This is a genomic window from Glycomyces arizonensis DSM 44726 (assembly GCF_000482705.1).
GTDB lineage: Bacteria > Actinomycetota > Actinomycetes > Mycobacteriales > Micromonosporaceae > Glycomyces > Glycomyces arizonensis.
The window spans coordinates 70,859-93,826 of sequence record NZ_AXWO01000024.1 but is presented as its reverse complement, the minus strand read 5'-3'; the positions used below and the strand labels follow the sequence as shown (position 1 = coordinate 93,826).

The 22,968-nt window shown below is 69.6% G+C and carries 23 protein-coding genes and 1 pseudogene; 14 read left to right on the top strand and 10 right to left on the bottom strand.

Annotation, left to right across the window (positions count from 1 at the left end; all coding sequences use genetic code 11):
* Nucleotides 1–167: 167 nt before the first annotated feature.
* From H613_RS0115755 to H613_RS0115745, 3 genes are all read right to left on the bottom strand, one after another.
* Nucleotides 168–815: a LuxR C-terminal-related transcriptional regulator gene (locus tag H613_RS0115755; protein ID WP_026924559.1), complete on the bottom strand. Its 648-nt coding sequence runs from the start codon at nt 813–815 to the stop codon at nt 168–170.
* A gap of 39 nt (nt 816–854) precedes the next feature.
* Nucleotides 855–2,117, bottom strand: coding sequence for a sensor histidine kinase (locus tag H613_RS0115750; RefSeq protein ID WP_026924558.1), 1,263 nt, complete (start codon nt 2,115–2,117; stop codon nt 855–857).
* Between the two features lie 70 nt (nt 2,118–2,187).
* Nucleotides 2,188–2,697 (bottom strand): DUF6069 family protein, encoded by a 510-nt coding sequence (locus H613_RS0115745; RefSeq protein ID WP_026924557.1) that lies wholly within the window; start codon nt 2,695–2,697, stop codon nt 2,188–2,190.
* Between the two features lie 233 nt (nt 2,698–2,930).
* Here H613_RS0115745 and H613_RS0115740 point away from each other — a divergent pair, with 233 nt between their 5' ends.
* The 4 genes from H613_RS0115740 to truB all read left to right on the top strand — a co-directional run bounded on the left by H613_RS0115740 (nt 2,931) and on the right by truB (nt 6,134).
* On the top strand, nt 2,931–3,227 hold the full coding sequence (locus tag H613_RS0115740) for a DUF503 domain-containing protein (protein WP_026924556.1): 297 nt from the start codon (nt 2,931–2,933) through the stop codon (nt 3,225–3,227).
* Between the two features lie 18 nt (nt 3,228–3,245).
* The gene (gene rbfA, locus H613_RS0115735; RefSeq protein WP_026924555.1) at nt 3,246–3,689 is read left to right on the top strand and encodes a 30S ribosome-binding factor RbfA; all 444 of its coding nucleotides are present in this window, start codon (nt 3,246–3,248) and stop codon (nt 3,687–3,689) included.
* Nucleotides 3,686–5,014, top strand: a complete 1,329-nt coding sequence (locus H613_RS0115730; protein WP_051393407.1) for an MATE family efflux transporter — start codon at nt 3,686–3,688, stop codon at nt 5,012–5,014. The genes rbfA and H613_RS0115730 overlap by 4 nt, the downstream gene beginning before the upstream one ends.
* 226 nt (nt 5,015–5,240) lie before the next feature.
* The gene (truB, locus tag H613_RS0115725; protein WP_026924553.1) at nt 5,241–6,134 is read left to right on the top strand and encodes a tRNA pseudouridine(55) synthase TruB; all 894 of its coding nucleotides are present in this window, start codon (nt 5,241–5,243) and stop codon (nt 6,132–6,134) included.
* Here the strand turns inward: truB and H613_RS0115720 are convergent.
* Complete coding sequence (locus H613_RS0115720; RefSeq protein ID WP_026924552.1) at nt 6,131–7,033, bottom strand: helix-turn-helix domain-containing protein; 903 nt, start codon at nt 7,031–7,033, stop codon at nt 6,131–6,133. The two genes, truB and H613_RS0115720, sit on opposite strands and share 4 nt — an antisense overlap.
* A gap of 89 nt (nt 7,034–7,122) precedes the next feature.
* On the opposite strand from H613_RS0115720, the gene H613_RS0115715 reads away from it, so the two are divergent.
* Together H613_RS0115715 and H613_RS32900 are read left to right on the top strand one after the other, a co-directional pair.
* Entirely contained in the window at nt 7,123–7,767 is a 645-nt protein-coding gene (locus H613_RS0115715; protein ID WP_026924551.1) for a mycothiol-dependent nitroreductase Rv2466c family protein, read from the top strand.
* Nucleotides 7,768–7,961: 194 nt separating this feature from the next.
* Nucleotides 7,962–8,130 (top strand): annotated as a pseudogene (locus H613_RS32900) (IS30 family transposase); the annotation flags it as partial.
* A 90-nt stretch (nt 8,131–8,220) separates the two neighbouring features.
* Here the strand turns inward: H613_RS32900 and H613_RS0115710 are convergent.
* Nucleotides 8,221–8,715 (bottom strand): DUF3145 domain-containing protein, encoded by a 495-nt coding sequence (locus H613_RS0115710; protein WP_026924550.1) that lies wholly within the window; start codon nt 8,713–8,715, stop codon nt 8,221–8,223.
* Nucleotides 8,716–9,107: 392 nt separating this feature from the next.
* Here H613_RS0115710 and H613_RS0115705 point away from each other — a divergent pair, with 392 nt between their 5' ends.
* Nucleotides 9,108–9,458 (top strand): hypothetical protein, encoded by a 351-nt coding sequence (locus H613_RS0115705; protein WP_026924549.1) that lies wholly within the window; start codon nt 9,108–9,110, stop codon nt 9,456–9,458.
* 118 nt (nt 9,459–9,576) lie between these two features.
* Here H613_RS0115705 and H613_RS0115700 read toward each other — a convergent pair whose 3' ends face one another.
* The 3 genes from H613_RS0115700 to H613_RS26965 form a co-directional block, all read right to left on the bottom strand.
* Nucleotides 9,577–11,316: a protein kinase domain-containing protein gene (locus H613_RS0115700; RefSeq protein WP_156926065.1), complete on the bottom strand. Its 1,740-nt coding sequence runs from the start codon at nt 11,314–11,316 to the stop codon at nt 9,577–9,579.
* Nucleotides 11,317–11,398: 82 nt separating this feature from the next.
* On the bottom strand, nt 11,399–13,993 hold the full coding sequence (gene otsB, locus H613_RS0115695; RefSeq protein ID WP_026924547.1) for a trehalose-phosphatase: 2,595 nt from the start codon (nt 13,991–13,993) through the stop codon (nt 11,399–11,401).
* A 46-nt stretch (nt 13,994–14,039) separates the two neighbouring features.
* Entirely contained in the window at nt 14,040–15,485 is a 1,446-nt protein-coding gene (locus tag H613_RS26965) for an alpha,alpha-trehalose-phosphate synthase (UDP-forming) (RefSeq protein ID WP_051393406.1), read from the bottom strand.
* Nucleotides 15,486–15,633: 148 nt separating this feature from the next.
* Between H613_RS26965 and ettA the strand changes: the two genes are divergently transcribed.
* The 4 genes from ettA to H613_RS31735 all read left to right on the top strand — a co-directional run bounded on the left by ettA (nt 15,634) and on the right by H613_RS31735 (nt 19,335).
* Nucleotides 15,634–17,313, top strand: coding sequence for an energy-dependent translational throttle protein EttA (ettA, locus tag H613_RS0115685; protein ID WP_026924546.1), 1,680 nt, complete (start codon nt 15,634–15,636; stop codon nt 17,311–17,313).
* A gap of 1 nt (nt 17,314) precedes the next feature.
* Nucleotides 17,315–17,716 (top strand): acyl-CoA thioesterase, encoded by a 402-nt coding sequence (locus H613_RS0115680; RefSeq protein WP_026924545.1) that lies wholly within the window; start codon nt 17,315–17,317, stop codon nt 17,714–17,716.
* Nucleotides 17,704–18,258 carry a DUF8185 domain-containing protein gene (locus tag H613_RS0115675; protein ID WP_026924544.1) on the top strand — a complete coding sequence of 185 codons (555 nt, stop codon included), beginning with the start codon at nt 17,704–17,706 and terminating at the stop codon, nt 18,256–18,258. The genes H613_RS0115680 and H613_RS0115675 overlap by 13 nt, the downstream gene beginning before the upstream one ends.
* Before the next feature lie 315 nt (nt 18,259–18,573).
* Entirely contained in the window at nt 18,574–19,335 is a 762-nt protein-coding gene (locus tag H613_RS31735; RefSeq protein WP_211234848.1) for a type III secretion system chaperone family protein, read from the top strand.
* 324 nt (nt 19,336–19,659) lie between these two features.
* On the opposite strand, the gene H613_RS0115665 is transcribed toward H613_RS31735, so the two are convergent.
* Together H613_RS0115665 and H613_RS26960 are read right to left on the bottom strand one after the other, a co-directional pair.
* Nucleotides 19,660–20,091, bottom strand: a complete 432-nt coding sequence (locus H613_RS0115665) for a globin (RefSeq protein ID WP_026924542.1) — start codon at nt 20,089–20,091, stop codon at nt 19,660–19,662.
* 84 nt (nt 20,092–20,175) lie between these two features.
* Nucleotides 20,176–21,171: a mechanosensitive ion channel family protein gene (locus tag H613_RS26960; protein ID WP_051393405.1), complete on the bottom strand. Its 996-nt coding sequence runs from the start codon at nt 21,169–21,171 to the stop codon at nt 20,176–20,178.
* Between the two features lie 274 nt (nt 21,172–21,445).
* Here H613_RS26960 and H613_RS32170 point away from each other — a divergent pair, with 274 nt between their 5' ends.
* The 3 genes from H613_RS32170 to H613_RS0115645 all read left to right on the top strand — a co-directional run bounded on the left by H613_RS32170 (nt 21,446) and on the right by H613_RS0115645 (nt 22,958).
* Complete coding sequence (locus H613_RS32170) at nt 21,446–21,967, top strand: HNH endonuclease (protein ID WP_026924541.1); 522 nt, start codon at nt 21,446–21,448, stop codon at nt 21,965–21,967.
* A gap of 285 nt (nt 21,968–22,252) precedes the next feature.
* A complete protein-coding gene (ctaJ, locus tag H613_RS26955; protein ID WP_035738272.1) occupies nt 22,253–22,537 on the top strand; it encodes an aa3-type cytochrome oxidase subunit CtaJ in 285 nt (94 codons plus the stop codon).
* Nucleotides 22,524–22,958: a DUF5130 family protein gene (locus H613_RS0115645; protein WP_026924540.1), complete on the top strand. Its 435-nt coding sequence runs from the start codon at nt 22,524–22,526 to the stop codon at nt 22,956–22,958. Before ctaJ ends, H613_RS0115645 begins: the two co-directional genes overlap by 14 nt.
* Nucleotides 22,959–22,968 lie beyond the last annotated feature (10 nt).

Genomic DNA, 22,968 nt, shown 5'->3' with positions numbered 1-22,968 from the left:
CGGGGCGCTACTCCGCCCCTCTGTACCCACCCGCCGCCGTCCTGCACACCACGAAAGTCCTCGCCAGCCTGACAGAGGGCCGAAAACCGGTCAAGGAAAAGTTTCTGGGCCTGTGGATAACTCCCGACGGTGGCCTGCGGGACCTGTGGATAACTTCCTGGCGGGCCTTATGACCGCAGGTAGGCCAGGACCGCCTTCACTCTGCGGTGGTGGTCGCCGTCCTCGCTGCGCAGCTCCAGCTTTGTGAAGATGTTGCGGATGTGCTTCTCCACCGCCCCATCGGAGATGAACAGCTTCTTGCCGATCGCCCGGTTCGAATGGCCCTCGGCCATCAGCTCCAGCACCTCGCGCTCGCGCGGCGTCAACGACGCTACCGGGTCGTCACTTCTCCTGCGCACCATCAGCTGCGACACCACCTCGGGATCGAACACCGTCCCGCCGCCCGCAACCCGGCGCAGCGAGTCCATGAAGTCCTCCACGTCGATGACCCGGTCCTTCAAGAGGTAACCGACCGCGCCCCGAGCGTCGGCCAGCAGGTCGTCGGCGTACGACACCTCGACGTACTGCGAGAGGATGAGCATCGGCGAACCCGGCACCCGCTCCCTCGCCCTGGTCGCGGCCCGCAGGCCCTCGTCGGTGAAGGACGGCGGCATCCGCACGTCGACCACCGACACGTCCGGCCGGTGCTCGGCGACGGCCTCCACGAGGGCGTCGCCGTCGCCGACCGTGGCGACCACTTCGCAGTCGAACTCTTCGAGGAGCTTCACGATCCCCGCCCGGATCAGGACCGCGTCATCGGCCACTACTACCCGCACCCGTCACTCCACTCGCCCGCAGAGCGGAGGAGACGCGCCTCAAGCGCACGGAACCTCCGCAACGATCACTGTCGGCCCGCCCTCGGGCGAGTCGATGGTCCACTCGCCCTCGGCGGCTTTGATGCGGTCGGTCAGGCCCGAGAGCCCGTGCCCCTTCGAGACGTGCGCGCCCCCGACGCCGTTGTCGCCGACCGAGACGACCAGCCTATCGCCCCAGTCGTCCACGGACACCGACGCCTGCGTCGCCTGCGAGTGCTTGGAGATGTTGGTCAGCGCCTCGGCCACCACGAAGTACACGGTGTTCTCCACGGTGGACCGGTAGCGCCCGCGCACGGACGTGTCCAGGTCGACCGGGACCATCGAGCGCGCCGCCAATGCCGCCAGCGCCGCCTCCAGGCCGCGGTCGGTCAGGATCGGCGGGGCGATGCCCCGCGAGAGCGCCCGCAGCTCGTCGATGGTGTCGCGAGTCTGCGCGATCGCCTCGTCCAAGGTCTGCTGGGCCGCTTCGGGATTGGCCGCCATCTGGCGCCTGACGCGGGCCAGTTCCATGCCGAGGCTCACCAGCCGCTGCTGCGGCCCGTCGTGGATGTCGCGCTCGATGCGCCGCAGCGCGTCGGCCTCGGCCGAGGTGGCCGCGTCGCGGGACTCGGCGAGCTCGTCGATGCGCTCGTGCAGGGTGCTCAGGGAGGTGAGCATCCCCTTGCCGATCCAGGCCTGCGCCAGGGCGAGGCTGCGCACCACCCACGGCAGCGCGGCCGCCACGATCACGCCGGCCAGAAGCGTCAGGCCCGCCGCGGCGAAGTAGGAGTCGCCCAAACCGAGCCACCTGGCGGCGATGGCGGGGCCGTTGTCCTCCGCGCCGGTCGCCTGCCAGATGATCCACCCGTACAGCGGCCAGGTCAGCGTCGCCAGCGAGGCCGCCCACCAGGCGATGGAGACGGCGAAGCCGGCGATCGCGACCGGGAGGATCGTCACGGCCCACAGCAGGTTCAGCCACGACTGGCCGTCGGTGAGCACGGTCAGGAAGCGCCGCAGCGCTGAGCTGCCGGGCTTCGCCCGCTTGTACCGGGGCCTGGTGACTTCGCGGCGGATGACGAACGGGATCTGGGCACGCCCGGCGGCGGCCATGCCCCGCATGGTGAGCAGCGTCGTGGCCATGATCGGCACGCCGATCCAGATGATCGCGGTGCCGATGCCGAGAGCGAAGCCGACGACGCTGATGATGAAGGCGGGCAAAGCAATGGGGAACGACGAAAGGTTGTAGGCGGTGTCGATCGCCAATTGCCGGAGTGTTCTGCGCATGTGTCAAATCTAGAGAGCGGGGGCGGGTGCGGACAGCAGGTGAGCTGGCTTCTCGAGGGTAGGGCCAGCCCTACCTCCGCCGCTCGCGGGTCGCGATGGCGCCGACCGAGCCGAGCAGGCTCGTGATGCAGATCCCGATGACCAGGTTGATCGCGCCGGTGGCGATCTGCGAGGCGAGTTCGGCCCCGACGGTGAACGGGATGAGGACCGCCACGACGGTGGCCAGGACCATGATCCAGTTGAAGAAGCTCATCGGCCGCGGCAACAGCAGCAGCAACAGGTGCAGCATGCCGGTGGCCACGATGGCGACCGCGAACGCGCCGAACGCGTAGGTCGTGGTCGAGGCGTCGCCGTAGGCGCCGGCCTCCGAGGGCGAGAGGAGGTCGATCCCCAGCACCCCGCGCACCAGCAGGATGCCCACGAGCGCCGCCAGTGCGGCCACCACGGCCGTGCCGAAGCCGCCCGCCCACAGCTTCCCGGCGTCCACGGCCGGATGCTCGTCCGGTTCGGGCGGCACTGCCGGATAGCGCCGCGTCGGCTCGTTGTACTGCTGCTCCCAGCCGCCTTGGGGTGTCGACATCGTTCCTCCCTGTCTGCCTGCCCTCCACCGTCATGGTCTCAGGCGTATGTGATTCACATCGCGAAACGGACGGTTCCGGACGGGGCCGATGCACGGCCCGAGCCCCAGCGGACCGAACTCATGGCCCGCGCGTTCCTCCAATGCCGTTACTGCGGCGGCTGTCACCGTCGGCCGCAGCGGGACGCGGGGAAAAGATCTTGGGAGTTGGGGTCCGCGCCGCGTAATCTAGAGCGGTGTTCACCGGATGCGTTGAATTCGACCTCCTCCTCCCCGACGACTCCCGCTCGCTCAAGGCCAAGCGCTCGTATGTGCGCCCGATCGTGGCCGCCCTGCGGAAGTTCGACGTGGCGGTGTCCGAGGTCGGCGATCAGGAGCTCCACGGCCGTTCCACGATCGGGGTAGCCGCCGTGGCGGGGGATAACCTCCATGTCCAGGAAATTCTCAACGCGTGCGAGCAGCACGTCTCAGGCCGCCCGGAAGTGGAGCTGCTCAGCGCCCGCCGGCGCCTGTTCGGCCCCGAAGACGAGTAGCAGGAAGCAGGAATCGACATGGCAGACGCGGCAAAGCAGGCCCAGGTGGCCAAGCGGGTGATGGAGCTGACCGCGCAGGCGGTGCGCAGGCTCAAGGACCCGCGCGTCGGCATGGTCACCATCACCGACGCCCGTATGACGCCCGACCTGCGCGAGGCGACGATCTTCTACACGGTGCTCGGCGACGAGGACCAGGTGAAGTCGTCGGCGGTGGCGCTGGAGCGGGCCACCGGGCACCTGCGCTCCACCGTCGGACGGGCCCTCGGCATGCGGCATTCGCCGTCGCTGTCGTTCGTGGCCGACACGGTCCCCGAGCACGCCCACCGGATCGAGTCGCTGCTGGCGCAGGCCGCGCAGTCCGACGCGGAGGTCCACCGGCTCGCCGAGGGCGCGCGCTACGCGGGTGATCCGAACCCGTACCGCGAGGACGAAGAGGACGAGGGCGAGAGCACGACCTCATGAGCGCCGAGGCCGAGCTGGGCGCCGCCGAAGGCCCGGCCTCGTACCGCCGGATCGCCTCGCTCGCGCTGCCCGCGCTCGTCGTGCTCGCCGCTGAGCCGATCTACCTCCTGATCGACACGGCGGTCGTCGGCCACCTCGGCGCGGTCCCGCTGGCCGGCCTCGCGCTGGGCGGGACCCTCATGGGCCTTGCCCCGTTCATCGGGGCGGTCCTCGCCTATGGCACCACCGCCCGCGCCGCGCGGCGCTTCGGTGCCGACGACCGGGCGGGGGCCGTCGCCGAAGGCGTGCAGGGCAGTTGGATCGCCCTCGCCGCGGGCCTGGTCATGATCGTCCTCGTCGAGCTCTTCGCCGGGACCCTGACCGCCGCGATGGGCGACTCCCCGGCCGTCGCCGGGGCCGCCGCCGAATGGCTGCGCATCGCGATCCTCGGCGCGCCCTTCCTCCTGCTCGCGGGCGCGGGCCAGGGCTGGATGCGCGCGGTGCAGGACACCAGGCGACCCATGTGGTTCGTGACCTTCTCATTCCTGGTCTCGGCCGCCCTGGCCCCGATCCTGGTCTATCCGGTCGGGCTCGGCCTGGTCGGCTCGGCGTGGGCCAACGTCGTCGCCCAGGCCATCGCGGGCTCGCTGTTCCTCGCCGCGCTGCGCCGCGAGCGGGTGAGCCTGCGCGTCGACTGGCCGCTCATGTCCAAGCAGCTCGTGGCCAACCGCGACCTCATCCTGCGCGGCAGCGCGTTCCAGATCAGTTCCTTCTCCGCGACGGCCGTCGCGGCGCGCGTCGGCACCGCCGCCCTCGGCGCGCACCAGATCGGCATGCAGCTGTGGTTCTTCGCGGCGCTGGCATTGGACGCCGTGGCGATCGCCGCGCAGGCGCTCATAGGCGCCGACCTGGGGGCCGACCGCCCCGCCGCCGCCCGGGCCTCGGCCAGGCGCGTCACCTGGGTCGGCCTCGGCTACGGCACCGTGTTCATGCTGATCGTGCTCGCCGCGCTCCCGCTGCTGCCGCGCCTGTTCACCGACGATGCGGCGGTCCACGATCAGCTCCGCTCCGTGTGGCCGTGGCTGGTGGTGATGCTTCCGCTGGCCGGCGTGGTCTTCGCGTTGGACGGCGTCCTCATCGGCGCGGGCGATCTGCGGTTCATGCGCAACATGACGTTGGCAGCGATCTTCTCGGGCCTGCCGCTGACGTGGCTCACGCTGGTGTTCGGCTGGGGCCTGACCGGCATCTGGGCCGCGCTCGCCGTGTCGGTGCTGGTGCGGCTCGCACTCATCCTGTGGCGCATGAAGTCCGGTGCGTGGGCCGTCACCGGCGCCGAGCGCGCCTGAAGAAATCCGTCTCATCATATGGATTGCCTGCTGCAATGATCTTGAACGTTCGTTAAGGTGTGCAGGATGAGGACTAGAAGAGTCACCGTCCGCAAGCGGCAACAGTGTCCCAGTAAATGGGATGAAGAGAAGGCCGAGGCGCTGCGCGCCCTCCAGGAGTCGCTCGACCGCCGCCAATAGCCACCCGAGGCCGCCGCGCCGATCGCCACGGTTAGCCTGTACGACCGTGACCTCACCACAGCCGGGCCTCATCGTCGTCGACAAGCCGCAGGGCATCACCTCCCACGGGGCGGTCTCGCGCATGCGCCGCATCTGCGGCACCCGCAAGGTCGGCCACGGCGGCACGCTCGACCCCATGGCCACCGGCGTGCTCGTCATCGCCGTCGGCAAGGCCACCAAACTGCTCACCTACGTCTCCGGCCTCGACAAGGCCTACACCGCCACGATCCGGCTCGGCCAGGCCACCGTCACCGACGACGCCGAAGGCGAGGTCACCGCGACCGCCGACGCCTCGGCCGTCACCGACGCGGCCGTGCGCGAGGCGCTGGCCGCGCAGGTCGGCGAGATCGACCAGGTGCCCAGCGCCGTCAGCGCCGTCAAGATCGACGGGAAGCGCGCCTACAAGCGCGTGCGCGAAGGCGAGACCGTCGAACTCAAACCCAGGCGCGTCACCATCGCCGCCATCGACATCGGCCGGATCGACCGCGGCGAGTTCCTCGACGTCGACATCGACGTCTCCTGCTCCTCGGGCACCTACATCCGCGCCATCGCCCGCGACCTCGGCGAGGCCCTCGGCGTCGGCGGCCACCTCACCGCGCTGCGCCGCACCCGCGTCGGCGGCTTCGGCCTCGACGCCGCCGCCACGATCGACGAGCTCGCCGACCGGAGCGAGCACGGCCGGCCACTGGGGACGCTGCCGATGGGCGAGGCCGCGGCCCGCCTCATGCCGACCCGCACCGCCACCGAAGCCGAGGCCAAGGCCCTCTCGTACGGCAGGCCCCTGCCCGCCGCCGCGATCGAGGGCCGCTACGCCGTCCTCGGCGAATCCGGTGAGCTGCTCGCCGTCATGGTCGAGCACGGCGACCTCGCCAAGCCCGAGACGGTGTTCGCCGCCGCCTAGGACTCGTCCTTTCGCTGCGCCACCGGACCGCGGACCGCGGTCCGGAAGGCGATCGGCGTCGTCCCGGTGCGCTGGTGGAAGAACTTGTTGAAGTTCGTGGCGCTCGAGAACCCCAGCCGCGCCCCGATGCGCGCCGCGGCCTCATCCGAGCAGGCGAGCATCCGCTTGGCCTCCAAGACGACCCGGCGGTCGATGAACTCCTTGGCGCCCACCCCCGAGGCCGCCAGCGTCGCCCGCGACAGCGTGCGGGGGGAGTACGCGAGCGCCGCGGCGTAGTCGTTCAGGCGCCTGGAGTTGGCGAAGTCGCGCTCCACGGCGTCGCGGAACGCCGCGTAGACCTCGCCCGGCTCGCGCACCGGGCCGCTCGGATCGGGCAGGCACGCCACGCGCAGCACCAGGACGGCGAGCAGGTGGCGCAGGATCTGGAGCCGGATGCCCAGCGGCAGGGACTCGGTGGCGCCGAACTCCCATTGGAGCTGGCTGGCCGCGACGCGCAGGATCGGGTGCTCCTCGGCGTCGGGCACGCGCATCACCGGCGCGTGCGGGTCCTCCGAACCCGCTCCGATCGCGGTGTCCGGGTCCAGGAACCCGCCCTCGAAGATCACGAGGGTCCCCTCCGCGCCTTCGAGGCCGCCCCACTGCTGCACTTGGCCCGGGCGCGCCCACAGCCAGTTGCCCGAGCGCAGGCCGTACTCGGTGAAGTCGACCGCGTGGCGCAGCGACCCCGAGGTGAGCGTCAGCAGGTGGTGCTTGTCCGAGCGCAGCGGACGGGCGAGCAGCGCGGCGTCGGTGCTGCTGCGGAGGTCGGCGAGCGTGAGCACCTCGACGCCGGTGGGCAGGCCCGCCGCAGTGGCGAGCGGATGTACCGAATTGTCATCATGTCGTGTTTTAACCAGCATCAACGGCGAGTTTATCCGGTATACCGGGATTTCATGATCGACTTCGTCGAACCGGATCACCGCCGAGGGCGCGGCGTAGTCTGGTCGCCATGGCTGAAACCAAGACCGTGGACTTCTGGTTCGACCCCGCGTGCCCCTGGGCGTGGATGACCTCCCGCTGGATCATCGAGGCGTCGAAGCTCCGCGACCTCCACATCAGATGGAACGTCATGAGCCTCTACGTGCTCAACGAGCCCCGGCTCGACGAGCTCCCCGAGGAGTACGCCGAGATGATGCCGGGGACGCTCCCGGCGGTGCGCGTCGCGACGGCCGTGGCCGAGCAGTACGACAACGAGGCGCTCGGGCGGCTCTACACCGCCCTGGGCAACCAGATCCACCTGCGCCGCTCGAAGGACTCAGAGGAGTACATCCCGGCGGCCCTGGAGAAGGCCGGCCTGCCCGCCGAACTGGCCGAGGCCGGCAAGACCGAGCAGTGGGACGAGGCGCTCAGGGCCTCGCACCGGCGCGGCATCGACCTGGTGGGCACCGACGTCGGCACCCCGGTGGTGGCCGTGGAGAACGACGAGGGGCGGCAGGTCGGCCTGTTCGGACCGGTCGTCACCCCGGCCCCCCAGGGCGAGGCGGCGGCGAAGCTGTGGGACGGCGTCTACGCGGTGACGACGACCCCCGGCTTCTACGAGCTCAAGCGCACCCGCACCAAGGGCCCGGACTTCAGCAATCTCGCGCTCGACTGAGCTGAGCCGCCTGTCGCGATGGGCGAATCGGCCCGCCGCCCGCATGCGGCGGCGGTGCGGCGAAAGGGCCGGGCCGACCGATGCCCTTCCTCCGCAGCGTCCCGACCGACGCGGCGCTGATGCGAACGACCGGCCTCCGCGCGAACCCTGGGTCCTGGTGGTCGTTGCAGCACCTTGTTCCATAAGGGATTGCGATGGCTTTCGAGATCCGGGAGGACCGGCAGCGGTCGAGCTCTAAGCCCCTGGTTCGTGAACGGGAAGCATACTTCCGTCTCATGGACCAGGGGCTCACCAGCGTCGAAGCGTGTCGGCATCGACTACCGGACCGGGAAGCGGTGGCGCAATGGCCGTGCCGCAGCGGGCGGGGAGACGACGATTCCGCTGAGCCGCTGTGAAACGGCCGTGGGGCCGACAACGCAGGGAGCGGGCACGCGGTTTGCTGCCGCACGGCCGCTAGCTGACCTGGGAGAGCCAGGACTGCTCGTCGCCGCCCGCCGCCTGACGGTAGGGGCTCAGCTCGCGGTCCCACTCCAGGCCCAGCAGCTGGTCCAGTCCGCCCCGCAGCGCCTCGGCGCTCGTGGTCGTCGCCAGCAGCGCCCGGATGCGGTCCTCGGCGATCATGATCCCGCCGCCCGCGCTCATCGCCGCGCGGTACACGCCCCTGCCGGGCACGTGCATGATCCGCTCGCCGTCGACGCCCGCGCTCGGGTCCTCGGTGACCTCGAACCGCAGCATCGGCCACTGCGCCAACGCCTTCGCGATCTCGGCGCCGACGCCCGGCTCGGCCGTCCAGGCCCGCTCGGCGCGCATCGTGCCGCGCTCGGCCTCCTGCGGCGCCCAGCCGAGCTTGACCGTCGCCGAACCCAGGACACGCCCGATCGCCCACTCGACGTGCGGGCACACCGCCGGCGGGCTGGAGTGGATGTAGATCACGCCGCGTGTCTGCATCGCGCACCTCCTTGGGAATCGGCGTATCTGAGTACTGGCTCACTCCTTGTGGTCAATTGAAAGCGACATGAAGCCGCCCAACGGGTATCGACCGGGTCAAGTGAGGGATGAACTCGAACCCGGGACGCTATTCCGCTCACTTACATACTGACAGCTTCGAAAGCATCGCGCTAGGCTTAAACCGCTCCAGGCGCTCACTTTTTCAACGAGTTCACTGCATCACGCCTGGTCCGTGTGCTAGTCGGCGCGGGACTCCGCTGAGCTACACTTGCGCTTGACCGGCATAGTGTCGGTTTTCTTTTGTGGTCCAACCCAGGTTCAGTACCCCCTTCCGGTCTGCTTCCTGTGTCTGGCCGAAGACTCGACTTACACGACATGGTGAGGAGACCGGCGTGGCAGCCAACACTTCCAAAACCGCACGCGCTTCCGTCAAGGCCGGACAGAAGGGCGCTGCGGGCGGACTCAGCGTCCTCGGGGAATTCAAGTACCTGATCCCGCTCAACAACGGCAAGCACGTGTACCTGCGCAACCTGACCGACGGGCGCAACCTGCACCTCGCCACCGGGTCCGAAGCCTTCGCCGAGGCCGTCAAGGCCCTGAACGAGGCCGGTCACGGCGAGAAGATCAAGGCCGAGATCGAGACCTTCGCGGCCGACTTCCCGGCCGAGCAGGGCTGGGACACCACGCTGAAGAGCCTCGAAGAGGCCGGCGCGTTCGGCGAGACCGCCGAAGCGGCCGCCTGAGCCCCGATCGGACGAAAGCTCCACCCTCGCGCGAAGCGAGGCGTGGAGCTTTTTCGTTGCGGCTCGAATGCGCCCGGCCGCGGTGCCCTTCGCGGGCGTCCCGGCCGAGCGCCGTCGTCTATTCGTCGTCGGTGCACACCGGGTCGGATGTCGGCACGTTGTCCACGGCCCACACCGCGGTCACCCGGAAGCAGTAGTCCTCCGCCGGGCTCAGCCCGCCCGCCGTGAACTCGGTGTCGGTGGTCGGCTCGCCGAGCGGTTCGGCCATGTCGTCGCCGACGCGCGTCGCCGTCACGAAGTACTCCAGGTCCGCCTCCTCGGTGGGGGCCTCCCAGCTCAGCGCGATCTGCCCGTCGACCCACGAGTCGATCGCGACGTTCTTCGGCGCGCCCTCGCCGTCGAGGTCGGCCGGGTCGAGATCGCCGGCGTCCCCGTTCGGGGAGATGAGCCACAGCCACCCGACCATGACCAGTGCGAGCACCACCGTGATCACCGAGCCGAGGATCACGTACGGCTTCAGGCTGCGCTCATCGTGAGGCTTCGGCGCCTTCGGTGCCTTCAGCGCCCGGGACGAGGGCCGCTTCTCGTTGTCGCGGGTGATGACCGGCGGGGCGAACACCGGCGGCTGCTGCTGCGGCGCGGGCGCCGGCGCCTGCTGGTGCATCCACGGCGTCATCGGCGGGCGCATGCTCACCGGTGCCTGCGGCGGCACTGAATGCGGTGCGGCCGAAATCGGCGGCGCGCTCGCCTGAGCCTGCGGCACACTGCTCACCGGCGCCGAGCCGTCGAGCTGGGAGACGTAGCGCGGATCGACCGCGTGCCCCAGTTGCGAGGCGTAGCCGTCGGTGCGCCCGCCGGTGGCGCCCGAGCCGAGCGTGTAGGCCGAGTCGGGGCCCGGCGGCGGGCCGACCGGCGCGAACGGGTCGAGCGGCGCCCGCTGCGAGGGCGGCGGGCCCTCGGGCCGGAAGACCGTCTCCTCGTTGCTGACGTCGGCGATGCGCGAGGGCGCCTGGGCCTTGCCGACGCCGCCCGCCGAGCCGTACATGCCGCGCTGGAGCTCCTCGGCGAACGCCTGGCACGACTCGGGCCGCCGGTTCGGGTCCCGCGAGAGGGCCCGCACCAGCAGGTCTTCGAGCCATTCGGGGAGGTCCTCGCGCGGGATCTTCGGCGGCGGCGCCTCGGAGGTGACGCGGGCGCGGTGCGTGTCGGGGTCGGTGCCGCCCTCGGGGTTGGCGAACGGCGCGAAGCCCGCCAGCAGGTGCCACATGGTCGAGGCCAGGCTGAACAGGTCGCTGGCCGGAGTCTGCGCCTGCCGCAGCAGCGCCTCGGGCGAGGCGTGCAGCGGCGTGAGCTTGTCGATCGCCTCGGTCGCCGACAGCGCCGCCGGGGCGCGGGCGATCCCGAAGTCGGCCAGGGCCGGGCCGTACTGGCCGCGCAGGAGGTTCTGCGGCTTGACGTCGCGGTGCAGGATGTCGGCCGAGTGCGCCGCCTGGAGCGCCAGGCCGATCTTGACGCCCACGTCGATGACGTCGTCGACCGGCAGCGGGCCGCCCGCCTTGAGGATCGCCGAGTACGAGCCGCCGTCGCAGTACTCCATGACGATGTACGGGCGGCCGTCCTCGCTGGTGCCGGTGTCGATGATCGAGACGATGTGGGGGTGGTTGGAGACCGCGACGGTGGCCTCGAGCTCCTTCTCGACCGAGTCGGCGGTGGTCATCTCGTCGTCGACGAGCAGGACCTTGACCGCGACGGTGCGGTCGAGGCGCTCCTGGACGGCGCGGTAGACGAACGCGGTCGACCCGTGCGCGACCATCTCGAAGTCGCGGTAGCCGGGGATTGCCGGAGTGGGGGAGCTCAAGGCGGAGGCTTTCTGTCGGGGACGGTCAGGACGGTGCGGGGCAGTGCCCGGAGGGTCGTCCCCAACAGATTAGCCGCTGCGTCTACACGTGACCGTTCTGGCCGTTGAGCAGGTTGGCCACGCGGATCATGCCGAGATGCGAGTACGCCTGCGGGTGGTTTCCAAGGCCGCGTTCGGCGATCGGGTCCCACTGCTCGGGCAGCAGGCCGGTCGGCCCCGCGCAGGCGAGGATCTGCTCGAACAGCTCCTCGGCGTCGGTGCGACGGCCCACCTGGAGGTACGCCTCGGCGAGCCAGGCGGCGCACAGGATGAACCCGCCCTCGGTGCCCGGCAGGCCGTCGTCGCGGTGATAGCGGTAAACGGTCGGGCCGCTGCGCAGTCCGGCCTCGATCCTGAGGACCGTCTTGAGGTACCGCGGGTCGTCGGCGGCCAGGAGGCCGGACAGGCCCACCCATAGCGAGGCGGCGTCGAGGTCGTCGTCGCCGTAGGCGGCGGTGTAGGCGCCGACCTCGTCGTTCCAGCCCAGTTCGAGGACGTTCTTGGCGATCGAGTCGCGGAGCTCGGGCCAGGTGGGGCCGTACTCCATGCCGAACTGCTCGGCGACCTTGAGCGCCCGGTCGACGGTCACCCAGCACATCACCTTGGAGTAGACGTGGTGCCTCGGTGCCTGGCGGGCCTCCCAGATGCCGTGGTCGGGCTCGTGCCAGCGCTTCTCGACCGCCTCGACCATGGAGGTCAGGACGGACTGCTCGAACTCCGAGAGGTGGCCCCGACGCTGGGCGACGGCCTCGACGAGCATCGCGACGGGCCCGAAGACGTCGAGCTGGACCTGGCTGGAGGCGGCGTTGTTGATGCGCACCGGCCGGGCTCCGGCGTACCCGGGGAGGGTCTCGATGATGGCCTCGGGGGAGGGCGCGACGCCTTCGATGTCGTAGAGGGGCGCGAGCCGCTCGGGGTGGCCCGCGGTGCGCTCGATGATGCTGGAGACCCACTCGAAGTAGGCCTCGGCCTCTTGGAGGGAGCCGATGTCGACCAGCGCGTGCGCGGTCATCGCCGCGTCGCGGATCCAGCAGAACCGGTAGTCCCAGTTGCGGACCCCGCCGAGCTCTTCGGGGAGCGAGGTGGTCCCGGCGGCGAGGATCGCGCCGGTGGGCTGGTAGCACAGGGCCCGCAGTGTCAGCGCCGAACGCGAGACCGCCTCGGGTTCGATGCTGGGCAGCTTCAGCGAGTCCGACCAGTTGCGCCATCCGGCCTCGGTGGTGCGCCGCCTGACGTGGACCGGCGGCTTCCACTCGCCGAGGTCGTCGATGCCGGCGCGCATCTCCAAGATCAGCGAGCCGCCGATCGCGGCCAGGTCGACCGCGGCGGTGGCCAGCGCGTGCTGGCCGTCGTGCTCGATCTGCCACTCCACGCCCGGCGAGCGCAGGGTGATCGGCTCGTTGGCGCCAAGGACCTTGAGGCCGTCGTCGGCCACCGGCTGGAGCTGCACGGGCAGCTGCCCGAACTCCGGGCGCGGCGCGAAGGTGATCTTGATGGGGACTTCGCCGGTGATCTCGCGCACCAGGACGGTGGCGTTGAAGTCGCCCCTGCGGCGCAGCGTCGAGTCGAGCCAGTCGGTGACCGTCAGGCCCGGCCAGCGCGTCTCGACGGTCATCGTGCCCGCGACGTAGCGCTGGCCCAGCGGGATGCCCGCGTTGATCGGCTGGACGGTGAAGTGCCCGGCGTGCTCGCCGCCGAGGAGGTCGGCGAAGACCGAGGCGGAGTCGGGGCGCGGGTGGCACATCCACGTCAGTCGCCCGTCGGGGGCCAGCAGCGCGTGGTTGGCGCCGTCGGCCAGCATCGAGTGGCGTTCGATGAGCTGGGCCGACTCGCCCTGGAGCCAGCTGCGGCGGATGTCGACGAGGTGCGCCAGGAGCCTCGCGACGTCCTCGGGGTCGCCGATGCGGAAGGCCGCCCGGGTGGAGCCCGGCCCCACCCGGACGCCGATGTCCGGGCCGTGGAGATGCGCGAAGGCGTTCTCGTCGGTGACGTCGTCGCCGAGGAAGAGCACCGCCGAGGCGCCCAGCTGGTGGCGCAGCTTGTCGAGGGCGTCGCCCTTGTGGGTGGTCACCACCGACAGGTCGATGACGGCCTTGCCCTCGGTGGTCTGCACGCCATCCCAAGTGGACGGGCCCTCGCGGACCTCCTCGACGGCCTCGGTCGCGTCCGCCTCCGCGGCCTCGCGCGTGTGCAGGGCCGCGCCGGCGGGCTTCGGTTCGACCCGGGTGCCCTCGTAGCGCTCGGCGATCGCCGTGAGCTCGGCCACGAGCTTGTCACGGCGCCGCTGGTCCTCGCTCGAGAGCGCCCGGGTGAACCCGATGTCGAACTCGGAGCCGTGCGAGCCCACCAGATGGATCTCGGAGGGCAGGCGCGAGAGCGCCGCGAGGTCCCGCAGTGCGCGACCGGAGATGACCGCCACCTTCGTCTGCGGCAGGTTCGCGAGCGTCCGCAGCGCCGTCACCGATTCGGGGATCGGTTTGGCCTGCGAGGGGTCGGTGACGATGGGGGCGAGGGTGCCGTCGTAGTCGCAGGCGATCAACAGCTGCGGGACGCGGGCGAGTTGAGCGAGGGCCGAGCGAAGCTCGTCGGAGGAACTCAGTCCTTCAGGGCCGGGTCCCTCTGGGCTTGGTGCGGTCATCTTGGCGTATCTCCAACACCGGTCAGTTGCGAAATGAGGCTTGTGCCTACGTGCCTTCAGCCGCGTCAGCGGCGGGTGGGCTGCCCGGATTGTACGCTGCGCTGCGCTCCGGAACGCCTAGCGCTGTGAGGAAACTGCGGGCCCAACGGCTTACGTCGTGCTTGCGCAGGTAGCGCCTCATCGCGCGCATTCTTTTCATCTTATCGTCCGGAGACGATTCCGCCGCTGTCACAAATCCGTCTTTCAGATCGGTCAAATCGTGCGGGTTCACCAGGAACGCCTGACGCAGATCGCCTGCGGCACCGGCGAACTCGCTGAGTACGAGCGCGCCGTGGTTCTCGATCTGGCTGGCCACGTACTCCTTTGCGACGAGATTCATGCCGTCGCGGATGGGTGTGACAGCCATCACGTCGGCGGCCTGGTACAGCGCCGCGAGCTCGTACCTGTCAAACGATTGGTGGAGGTAGTGGACCGCCGGAAGGCCCACCTGGCCGAATTCGCCGTTGATGCGACCGACTTCACGCTCGACCTTGTCGCGCAGCACCCGGTACTGCTCGACGCGCTCGCGGCTCGGCGTGGCCACCTGCACCATCACCGTCTTCGGCACGCGGAAGCGCCCGTCTTCCAACAGCTCCCGGAACGCCTTGAGGCGCGTCTCGATGCCCTTGGTGTAGTCCAGCCGGTCGACGCCGAGGATGACCGTGTCCGGCTCGCCCAGCTCGGCGCGGATCTCCTTGGCCCGGTGCCGCGCCCGCTCGGTGTTCGCGACCTCCTCGTACGCGGCGGTGTCGATCGAGATGGGGAACGCGTCGGCCCTGACCAGGCGGTCGTCGACGGTGACGTAGTGGCCGCGGGGACGGTAGCCGAGCAGGTGGCGGGTGAGCGCGAGGAAGTTCTGGGCGGCCAGGGGCCGCTGGAAGCCCACCAGGTCGGCCCCCAGCAGGCCCTTGAGGATCTCCATGCGATGTGGCAGCTGCATGAACAGCTCGACCGGCGGGAAGGGGATGTGCAGGAAGAAGCCGATGCGCAGGTCGGGACGGCGCTCCCGCAGCATCGCGGGGACGAGTTGGAGCTGGTAGTCCTGGATCCACACCACGGCCCCGGGCGCGGCCTCGGCGGCGCACACCTCGGCGAAACGCGTGTTGACCTCGTAATACGACTTCCACCACGAGCGGCGGAAGACGCGAGGCTGCACCGCGTCGTGATAGAGCGGCCAGATCGAGGCGTTCGAGAAGCCCTCGTAGTAGCGGGCGATCTCATCGGCGCTGAGCTCGATCGGCAGCAGCGTGATGCCGTCGGCCTCGAACGGCTCGGGAGCGGCGCCGGTCTGGCCGGCCCAGCCGATCCACGTGCCCTGGTTGGCGCGGAGAACTGGTTCGAGGGCGGTGACGAGGCCGCCAGGGGATCGGCGCCAGGTTCGATTTCCCTCGTCGTCGACCACGGAGTCGACGGGGAGGCGGTTGGCTACGACAATGAAGGATGCGTTGCTCAATTTGTAGTCCCTCCTTTACACAAGATTACCGGCCGCCCGGCCCCGGCGGTCCGTGACGCGGTCGCAACCGGGGCGGGCCGAATGGCGGCAAGCGCAGGGACTTGACATCATTGAGGTCGGTCAGTTCCGAGTGACGCGAAGGATCAATGTGGCGCAGTTCATTTACTCCATGGAAAAGGCGCGGAAGGCGCACGGCGACAAGGTCGTGCTCGACGACGTCACCCTGTACTTCCTCCCCGGCGCCAAGATCGGCGTGGTCGGGCCCAACGGCGCCGGCAAGTCGAGCCTGCTGCGCATCATGGCCGGGCAGGACCAGGTCTCCAACGGCGAGGCCCGCCTCGCCGCCGGCGCCACCGTCGGCATGCTCGCCCAGGAACCGCCGCTGAACGAGTCCAAGACGGTCATGGAGAACGTCCAGGAGGCCGTCGCCCCCATCCAGGCGAAACTCGACCGCTTCAACGCCGTCGCCGCCGAGATGGCCACCGACTACACCGACGAGCTCATGGAGGAGATGGGACGCCTCCAAGAAGAGCTCGACGCCGCGAACGCCTGGGAGCTCGACTCCAAGCTCGAGCAGGCCATGGACGCCCTGCGCTGCCCGCCCGGCGACTGGGCCGTGACCACCCTCTCAGGCGGCGAGCGGCGCCGCGTCGCGCTGTGCAAGCTCCTGCTCGAGGAGCCCGACCTGCTGCTGCTCGACGAGCCCACCAACCACCTCGACGCCGAGTCGGTGCTGTGGCTCGAACGCCACCTGGCCGCCTACTCCGGTGCCGTCATCGCCATCACCCACGACCGGTACTTCCTCGACAACGTCGCCGAGTGGATCCTCGAACTCGACCGCGGCCGCACCTACCCCTACGAGGGCAACTACTCCACCTACCTGGAGAAGAAGGCCGAGCGCATGGCCGTGGAGGGCCGCAAGGACGCCAAACTGCGCAAGCGCCTCCAGGACGAGCTCGAATGGGTCCGCTCCAACGCCAAGGGCCGCCAGACCAAGTCCAAGGCCCGCCTCGGCCGCTACGAGGAGATGGCCGCCGAAGCCGAGAAGACCCGCAAGCTCGACTTCGAGGAGATCCAGATCCCGCCGGGCCCGCGCCTCGGCAGCACCGTCATCGAGGTCAAGGACCTGCACAAGGGCTTCGACGGCGAGACGCTCATCAACGGCCTGAACTTCAGCCTGCCGCGAGGCGGCATCATCGGCATCATCGGCCCCAACGGCGTCGGCAAGACGACCCTGTTCAAGACCATCGTCGGCCTCGAGAAGCCCGACTCGGGCGAGGTCAACATCGGCGGCACCGTCCAGATCTCGTACGTCGACCAGAACCGGGCCGGCCTCGACGGCGACAAGTCCGTCTGGGAGGTCGTCTCCGACGGCCTGGACTACCTCATGGTCGGCAAGGTCGAGATGCCCAGCCGCGCCTACCTCGCCGCGTTCGGCTTCAAGGGCCCCGACCAGCAGAAGCCCACCAAGGTCCTCTCCGGCGGCGAGCGCAACCGGCTCAACCTGGCGCTCACCCTCAAGGAGGGCGGCAACGTGCTGCTGCTCGACGAGCCCACCAACGACCTCGACGTCGAGACGCTCTCCAGCCTCGAGAGCGCCCTGCTGGACTTCCCCGGCTGCGCCGTGGTCATCAGCCACGACCGGGCCTTCCTCGACCACGTCGCCACCCACATCCTCGCGTGGGAGGGCACCGACGAGAACGGCGAGCCGCAGTGGTTCTGGTTCGAGGGCAACTTCGACTCCTACGAGAAGAACAAGCTCGAGCGCCTCGGCCCCGACGCGGCCAAGCCGCACCGCGTCACCCACCGCAAGCTCACCAGGGACTGACATGGCCCGCTTCACGACCGACGTGGCTCTGCGCTGGTCGGACATGGACGCCTTCGGGCACGTGAACAACAACAAGTACATGGTGCTGCTCGAAGAGGCGCGCGTGGCGATGATGTTCACCGCCGCCGAGGCCGCCGGGATCGACGGGTTCAGGCAGGGCATCGTGGTCGCACGCCACGAGGTCGACTTCCTGCTGCCCGTCACGGTCCCGGCCGACGTCCGCGTCGAGCTGTGGGTGGAGCGGACGGGCAACGCCTCGTTCACCCTCGCCTACGAGCTGTTCGCGAACGACAAGCTCGCCCTGCGGGCCAAGACTGTCATGGTCCCCTTCGACACCGTCGAGGAGCGGCCCCGCCGCCTCACCGCGCCCGAACGGGCGTTCCTGGCGCGATGGACGGACTAGCGACGGACGACGCGGCGTTCGCCTCGCGCGTGGCCAGGCTCGACGCGAACGCGCTCCTGCGCGCCCAAGGCGGCCGCCTGTGGGCCATGCTGCCGATCGGCGTGCTCGCCGTGCGCGACCTCGCGGGGGGCCTCGACGAGGCCGTCTACCGCGCCGGAGACCTCAGCGAGGGCCGCGTTCAGGCCCGGCCCGCGTCCGAATGGCGCGGGCGGCTGCCGCAGCCGCCGTGGGAGGCCGTCGAGACCGTGCCCGCCGCCGACATCGCCGCCATCGACCGCCAGGCCGCCGACGCGCTGCGGCAGCGGCGCGGGCAGGGCACCGGCGACCGGCGCCTGCGCGACGCCCTGCTCGACCACGTGACGCTCCGCGTCGAGCACGAAGGCGCTCAGTACGCCGTAGAGCTGCGACTGGTGGTGGCCCTGATGCGGATGGGGTTCCTCGGTGAAAACCCCGTCAGAGTCCTCAGAGCGGGGCGCAGGGTCGGTCTCGCGGCCGCCCACGGCGGCGTCTGGGACCGCGAGCGCGGCCTGCCCCTGCTCTGACGGGTGACGTCCTCTGACGGAAATCCGACGATCGGCGCCATAACCAGGCAGGTCATCGCCCCGACGTATGAGACACGTGACAGTCATCGCCGCTGGGCTGCGAACACATGCACCGAGGTTCATACTTTTGGGCAGGAATGCCTGACGGTTGTGCATTGTCGGTCCCAAGTCCTAGGCTGCTCAGCGTGGCAGGGCGTAACTTGGCAATGCGCGAAGCAGCGCAAATCCGGCTAAGTTCAGCCAACTAGGAATGCCAACATAAAACCCATGTACGGCTAAGCGATTCGCATTTTGGGTGGGAAGGCGGACGAGAATATGGCGTGGTGGCGCAGCAATAAAAAACGCGATGCCGAGAACGAGGCGGTAGCCGAGCAGGTCGCGGACGCCGACACCGAACTCGGTGGTTCGGCCGAGCGCGCCCAGGCCCGCGGCAACCAGCCCAACCCGGTCCCGAGCCCCCGGACCGAGCGGCACGACTCCTCCGACCTGCCCGTCCCCGAGATCGACGAATACGCGCACGGCCACGTGGGCCAGCTCGAGTTCGGTCCCGGCGAAGAGCAGATCTCCGAGGTCGACCGCTGGCACCTCATCAAGCGCGACCTCGAGGAGATCGACCCCGACTTCATCTCCGACCTCGAGGAGATCGCCCAGAGCCACCGCGACGAGGTCATGCCGCTCGACTCCGAGCGCATCGTCTCGGCGCTGAAGAACCTCGACATCCGCTACCTGGTGGACGAGAACGGCGGCGTCGTGGCGCTGTGGGAGCGGCACATCGTGCAGGTGCGCGCCGAGGGCCCCGACGCCGACATCCTGGTGCTGCGCGCCCGCGCCTACCAAACCGTGCCGGGGGAGTGGGCCGAGCGCGGGTACGCGGCGATGAACGAGTGGAACCGCACCCGGCGCTTCCTCAAGGCCTACCTCGGTGAACCCACGGACTCGGGCTCGCTGCCCGTGTTCGGCGAGATCCAGATCCCCGTCCGCCCCGGCATCACCCTGGCGCTGCTCGAAGAGCTCATCGACTGCGGCACCGCGATCTCGGGCACCTTCGTGGAATGGCTCGAGGGCGAACTGCTGTAAGCGAGCACAAGCATCCGGGGCGGGCCGCAAGCGGCCCGCCCCATCGTATGTATTGGTGCCGCTGGGCGCCGTGGCTGCTGCGGTTCAGGGATTCGGCGCGCTGAGCGTGCGGTTCAGGAGTTCTTGAAAGGTCTGCGCGGTGGGACGCCGTTTCAGGCGCTCCGCACGCTGTGGCCCGGTTTCAGGCGTTCCTCATGCTGTGTCCTTGTCATGCGTTCCGCATGCTGTGCCCACGCTTCATGCGTTCCGCATGCTGTGCCCATGCTTCATGAGTTCCTCATGCTGTGCCCATGCTTCATGAGTTCCTCATGCTGTGCCCATGCTTCATGAGTTCCTCATGAAGTCCGCCGCGCGCTCCATGTACTCCCACATGACCTTGTCGTACTCCTCGGGCAGCGCCACCTCGTCCATCGCGGCGCGCATGCAGCGCAGCCACGCGTCCCGCTCGCGCTCGCCGATCACGTACGGCGCATGGCGCATCCTCAGGCGCGGGTGGCCCCGCTCCTCCGAGTACGTGTGCGGGCCGCCCCAGTACTGCTCCAGGAACATCTTGAGCCGCCGGGCCGCCGGAGCCAGGTCCTCTTCGGGGTACATCGGACGCATGATCTCGTCCTCGGCGACATGCGCGTAAAAGGCGTCGGTCAGCCGTTTGAACGTCGCTTCACCGCCCACCGCCTCATAGAAGGACTGGGTGGGCGCGGGCCGGCCGACTGGTGAGAGCGAGACGACGCTGTGCGGGCTGTTGGAGGTCGACATCTATCCATCGTGCCAACCGCAGGACCGCAAGGGAACACTATCCGATACGCGTCACACCGAGTGCGCCGAAAATCACTTCGGACGCTACTGGGCGGCGGCCCCGCCACTGCTCCGCGGGACGTACACGCGACCGCCGGTCATCGAGATCCCGGCGTCCTTGAACGCCTCGCTGATCCGCCTGCGCAGCTCGCGGCCCGCGGCCCACTGCTGGTCGCTCGTGGTCTTCACGCCGAGCCTGAACTTGGTCTGGTCGATGGTCATCTCGACGACCCCGACGTACTCCGGCTCCTCGATCACGTGATCGCGCCACTCCTCGTCCTGGGCGAACGCGGCGGCGACCTCGGTCATGATGCGACCGGCCTCGTCGACGTCGACCGTCGGCGGCAGCGGCGTGTCCACCACGACGTACGCCCAGCTCTGGCTCGAGTTGCCGACCCGCAGGATCTGCCCGTTGCGCACGTACCACAGTGTCCCGTCCAGGGCCCTGATCGTGGTGACCCGCAAGCCCATGTCCTCGACGGTCCCCGAGGCGTCGCCCACGTCGACGATGTCGCCGACGCCGTACTGGTCCTCAAGGAGGATGAAGATGCCCGCCAGGTAGTCCTGCACCAGGTTCTGCGCGCCGAAGCCGATCGCGATGCCCGCGATGCCCGCGCTGGCGAGGATCGGCGCCAGGTTCACGTTGAAGACGCTCAGGATCATCATGAACGCCACGCTCATGATGACGATGCCGTTGATGTGCTGGAGCACGCTGGTGAGGGTCGCGGCCCGCTGCTGGGTCCGGTCGCCGACGATCTCCTCGCGGCGGCTCTTGGAGGAGCTGAGCAGGCTGTTCAGCTCGGCGATCGACTGCGGCCGCTTGACGCTGGTGACCTGCTTGATGATCCTGGCGATGAAGCGGTTGATCAGCCAGCGCAGCAAGAGCGCCGCGACGACGATGATCAGGATCTCGAAGACCGTGTCGATGACCGCGCCGCCGTCGGTGGCGAAGCCCTTGCTCTCGGTCATGCGCCACAGCAGTGAGCAGGCGTTGAACCCCGTCTCGCAGGGGGATTCCTCGGTAGCGGCAAGCAGTTCCACGTTCTTCCTTCTGCGCCTCTGTCGCCCGGCGTTTCGTTGGAGTCCCGCCGCCCCGTTCGAATCAGTCGGCGGGTGTTCGACCAGACGATATTCGCCCGTCGCCAAAGATCCCACAGAACCGGGGTGCAATTTCTTGAGATTTACGTCAAACTTGACGAGACCGATGGCTTGGAGGTACAGCACCGTGATAGGTCCTCGACATAGGAGTGCGCTTGACGGCGATGAGCCTGCCCCAGGTGCTCATCCGGCCCTCTTCTCCCACAATGCCGCCACGCTGGGCTCCGCCCTCGTCCTCAACCAGAGCTATGAGCCGCTGTGCGTGGTCCCGGTGAAGCGAGCGGCGGTGTTGCTGCTCACACGCAAAGCCGAGACCGTCACGCCTGGCGACGGTTTTCTCCACAGCGAGACGATGAACATCCCGATCCCCGCCGTCGTCCGCCTGAACAGGTACGTCGCCATCCCCAGACAGGTCGGCACCAGCCCCTCCCGGCGCGGCGTGTTCGTCCGCGACGACTGGCGCTGCGTGTACTGCGGTTCGGCGGCCGAGACGATCGACCACGTCGTCCCCCGCTCGAAGGGCGGCACCCACACGTGGGACAACGTCGTCGCCGCCTGCGCCCCCTGCAACCACCGCAAGAGCGACCGCACGCTGGCCGAGCTCGGCTGGAGGCTCCCGCGCGCCCCGAGGCAGCCCTCGGGCTGGCAGCTGCGCGGGTTCCGCGGGCAGCGCCGCCCGGACCCGGCGTGGGAGGCGTGGCTGCCCCGCCGCCACCACGAACTCGCGCGCAGACGCTAGGAACGGCCGCAGGCCGCCGACAGCGCCGTCGGTGGCCTACGGCGGTGTTCGGCGGACCGGACGGTGTACGGCCCGTTCACCCGCTCGCCGCGTTGGCGGGCTCCCGGATACCACCCCGTGCCCGGAGTTCTCGAACCGGCCTTAGCGCCGTCCCCTTCCCGCGCCCGCCCGGATCACGGCCGGGTGCGATCGGTCGCACCTCGTCACCACCTGCGGCGATCTGAGAGGCGTAATTGGATTAGTCTGAGGGCCGAGGTCACCCTGTACCTGACTTAGGGGAGCAACATGACGGTCTTCCAGGAGCTGCTGATACTCTTCGGCGCCCCGATCCTGGTTGTGGTCGCGGTATACGCCGTGATCTTCCTGCGGCACCCGCGCCCGCAGTCCCGCTACCGCCCCGGCGAGCCGTACGACTTCAAGCCGGTCTGGTTCGTCGCCCGCGATGGCGCGGTCGACTCGGACGTGCGTCCGGGAGCGGCGGCCCAGCTCGAATCCCGCTCCGCCGCGTCGGACGACAGCGGCGAGCCGATCACCAGCGGACCCAAGGGAGGCTCGCATGGCCAGTGGTAGCATCGCGGCGCACCAGCCCCGGACCGACCAGAGCCCGGAGGAGGTGCGCCCCGCCGTCCTCGAAGGCCCGTTCGACACGAGGGAGCTGCTGCACCTCGACGAGGCCCTGACGGCGGCCGAGCGCGAAGGCGGCGGCCTGCACTACAGCGTCTACGTCGGCCCGCTGCACGACCCGGTGCGCGGCGCCGCCGAGTCCATGCACGAGCGCCTGAGGGACCCCGATATGTCGGTCCTCATCGCGGTCTCGCCCGAGCAGCGCCAGCTCCAGATCGTGACCGGCAAGCTCGCCAAGGAGAAGATCCCGGACCGCTCGGCGGCCCTGGTGGTGTTCTCCATGGAGGCCGCGTTCGGCGCCGGGCAGCTGTCCGGCGGCATCATCACCGGCCTGCGGATGCTGGCCGAGACGGCCGCGAGCGCCTGACTGAACGACG

Bases quoted from the DNA above. Each gene is read 5' to 3' on its own strand.
- H613_RS0115665 (WP_026924542.1), bottom strand. From the start codon at position 20,091: ATGTCGACCTCCAACAGCCCGCACAGCGTCGTCTCGCTCTCACCAGTC.
- H613_RS31735 (WP_211234848.1), top strand. From the start codon at position 18,574: ATGGCGTGGTGGCGCAGCAATAAAAAACGCGATGCCGAGAACGAGGCG.
- H613_RS0115745 (WP_026924557.1), bottom strand. From the start codon at position 2,697: ATGTCGACACCCCAAGGCGGCTGGGAGCAGCAGTACAACGAGCCGACG.
- H613_RS0115675 (WP_026924544.1), top strand. From the start codon at position 17,704: ATGGACGGACTAGCGACGGACGACGCGGCGTTCGCCTCGCGCGTGGCC.
- H613_RS0115720 (WP_026924552.1), bottom strand. From the start codon at position 7,033: ATGCTGGTTAAAACACGACATGATGACAATTCGGTACATCCGCTCGCC.
- H613_RS0115715 (WP_026924551.1), top strand. From the start codon at position 7,123: ATGGCTGAAACCAAGACCGTGGACTTCTGGTTCGACCCCGCGTGCCCC.
- ctaJ (WP_035738272.1), top strand. From the start codon at position 22,253: ATGACGGTCTTCCAGGAGCTGCTGATACTCTTCGGCGCCCCGATCCTG.
- H613_RS0115710 (WP_026924550.1), bottom strand. From the start codon at position 8,715: ATGCAGACACGCGGCGTGATCTACATCCACTCCAGCCCGCCGGCGGTG.
- rbfA (WP_026924555.1), top strand. From the start codon at position 3,246: ATGGCAGACGCGGCAAAGCAGGCCCAGGTGGCCAAGCGGGTGATGGAG.
- H613_RS0115750 (WP_026924558.1), bottom strand. From the start codon at position 2,117: ATGCGCAGAACACTCCGGCAATTGGCGATCGACACCGCCTACAACCTT.
- otsB (WP_026924547.1), bottom strand. From the start codon at position 13,993: ATGACCGCACCAAGCCCAGAGGGACCCGGCCCTGAAGGACTGAGTTCC.
- H613_RS0115680 (WP_026924545.1), top strand. From the start codon at position 17,315: ATGGCCCGCTTCACGACCGACGTGGCTCTGCGCTGGTCGGACATGGAC.
- H613_RS0115645 (WP_026924540.1), top strand. From the start codon at position 22,524: ATGGCCAGTGGTAGCATCGCGGCGCACCAGCCCCGGACCGACCAGAGC.
- H613_RS0115730 (WP_051393407.1), top strand. From the start codon at position 3,686: ATGAGCGCCGAGGCCGAGCTGGGCGCCGCCGAAGGCCCGGCCTCGTAC.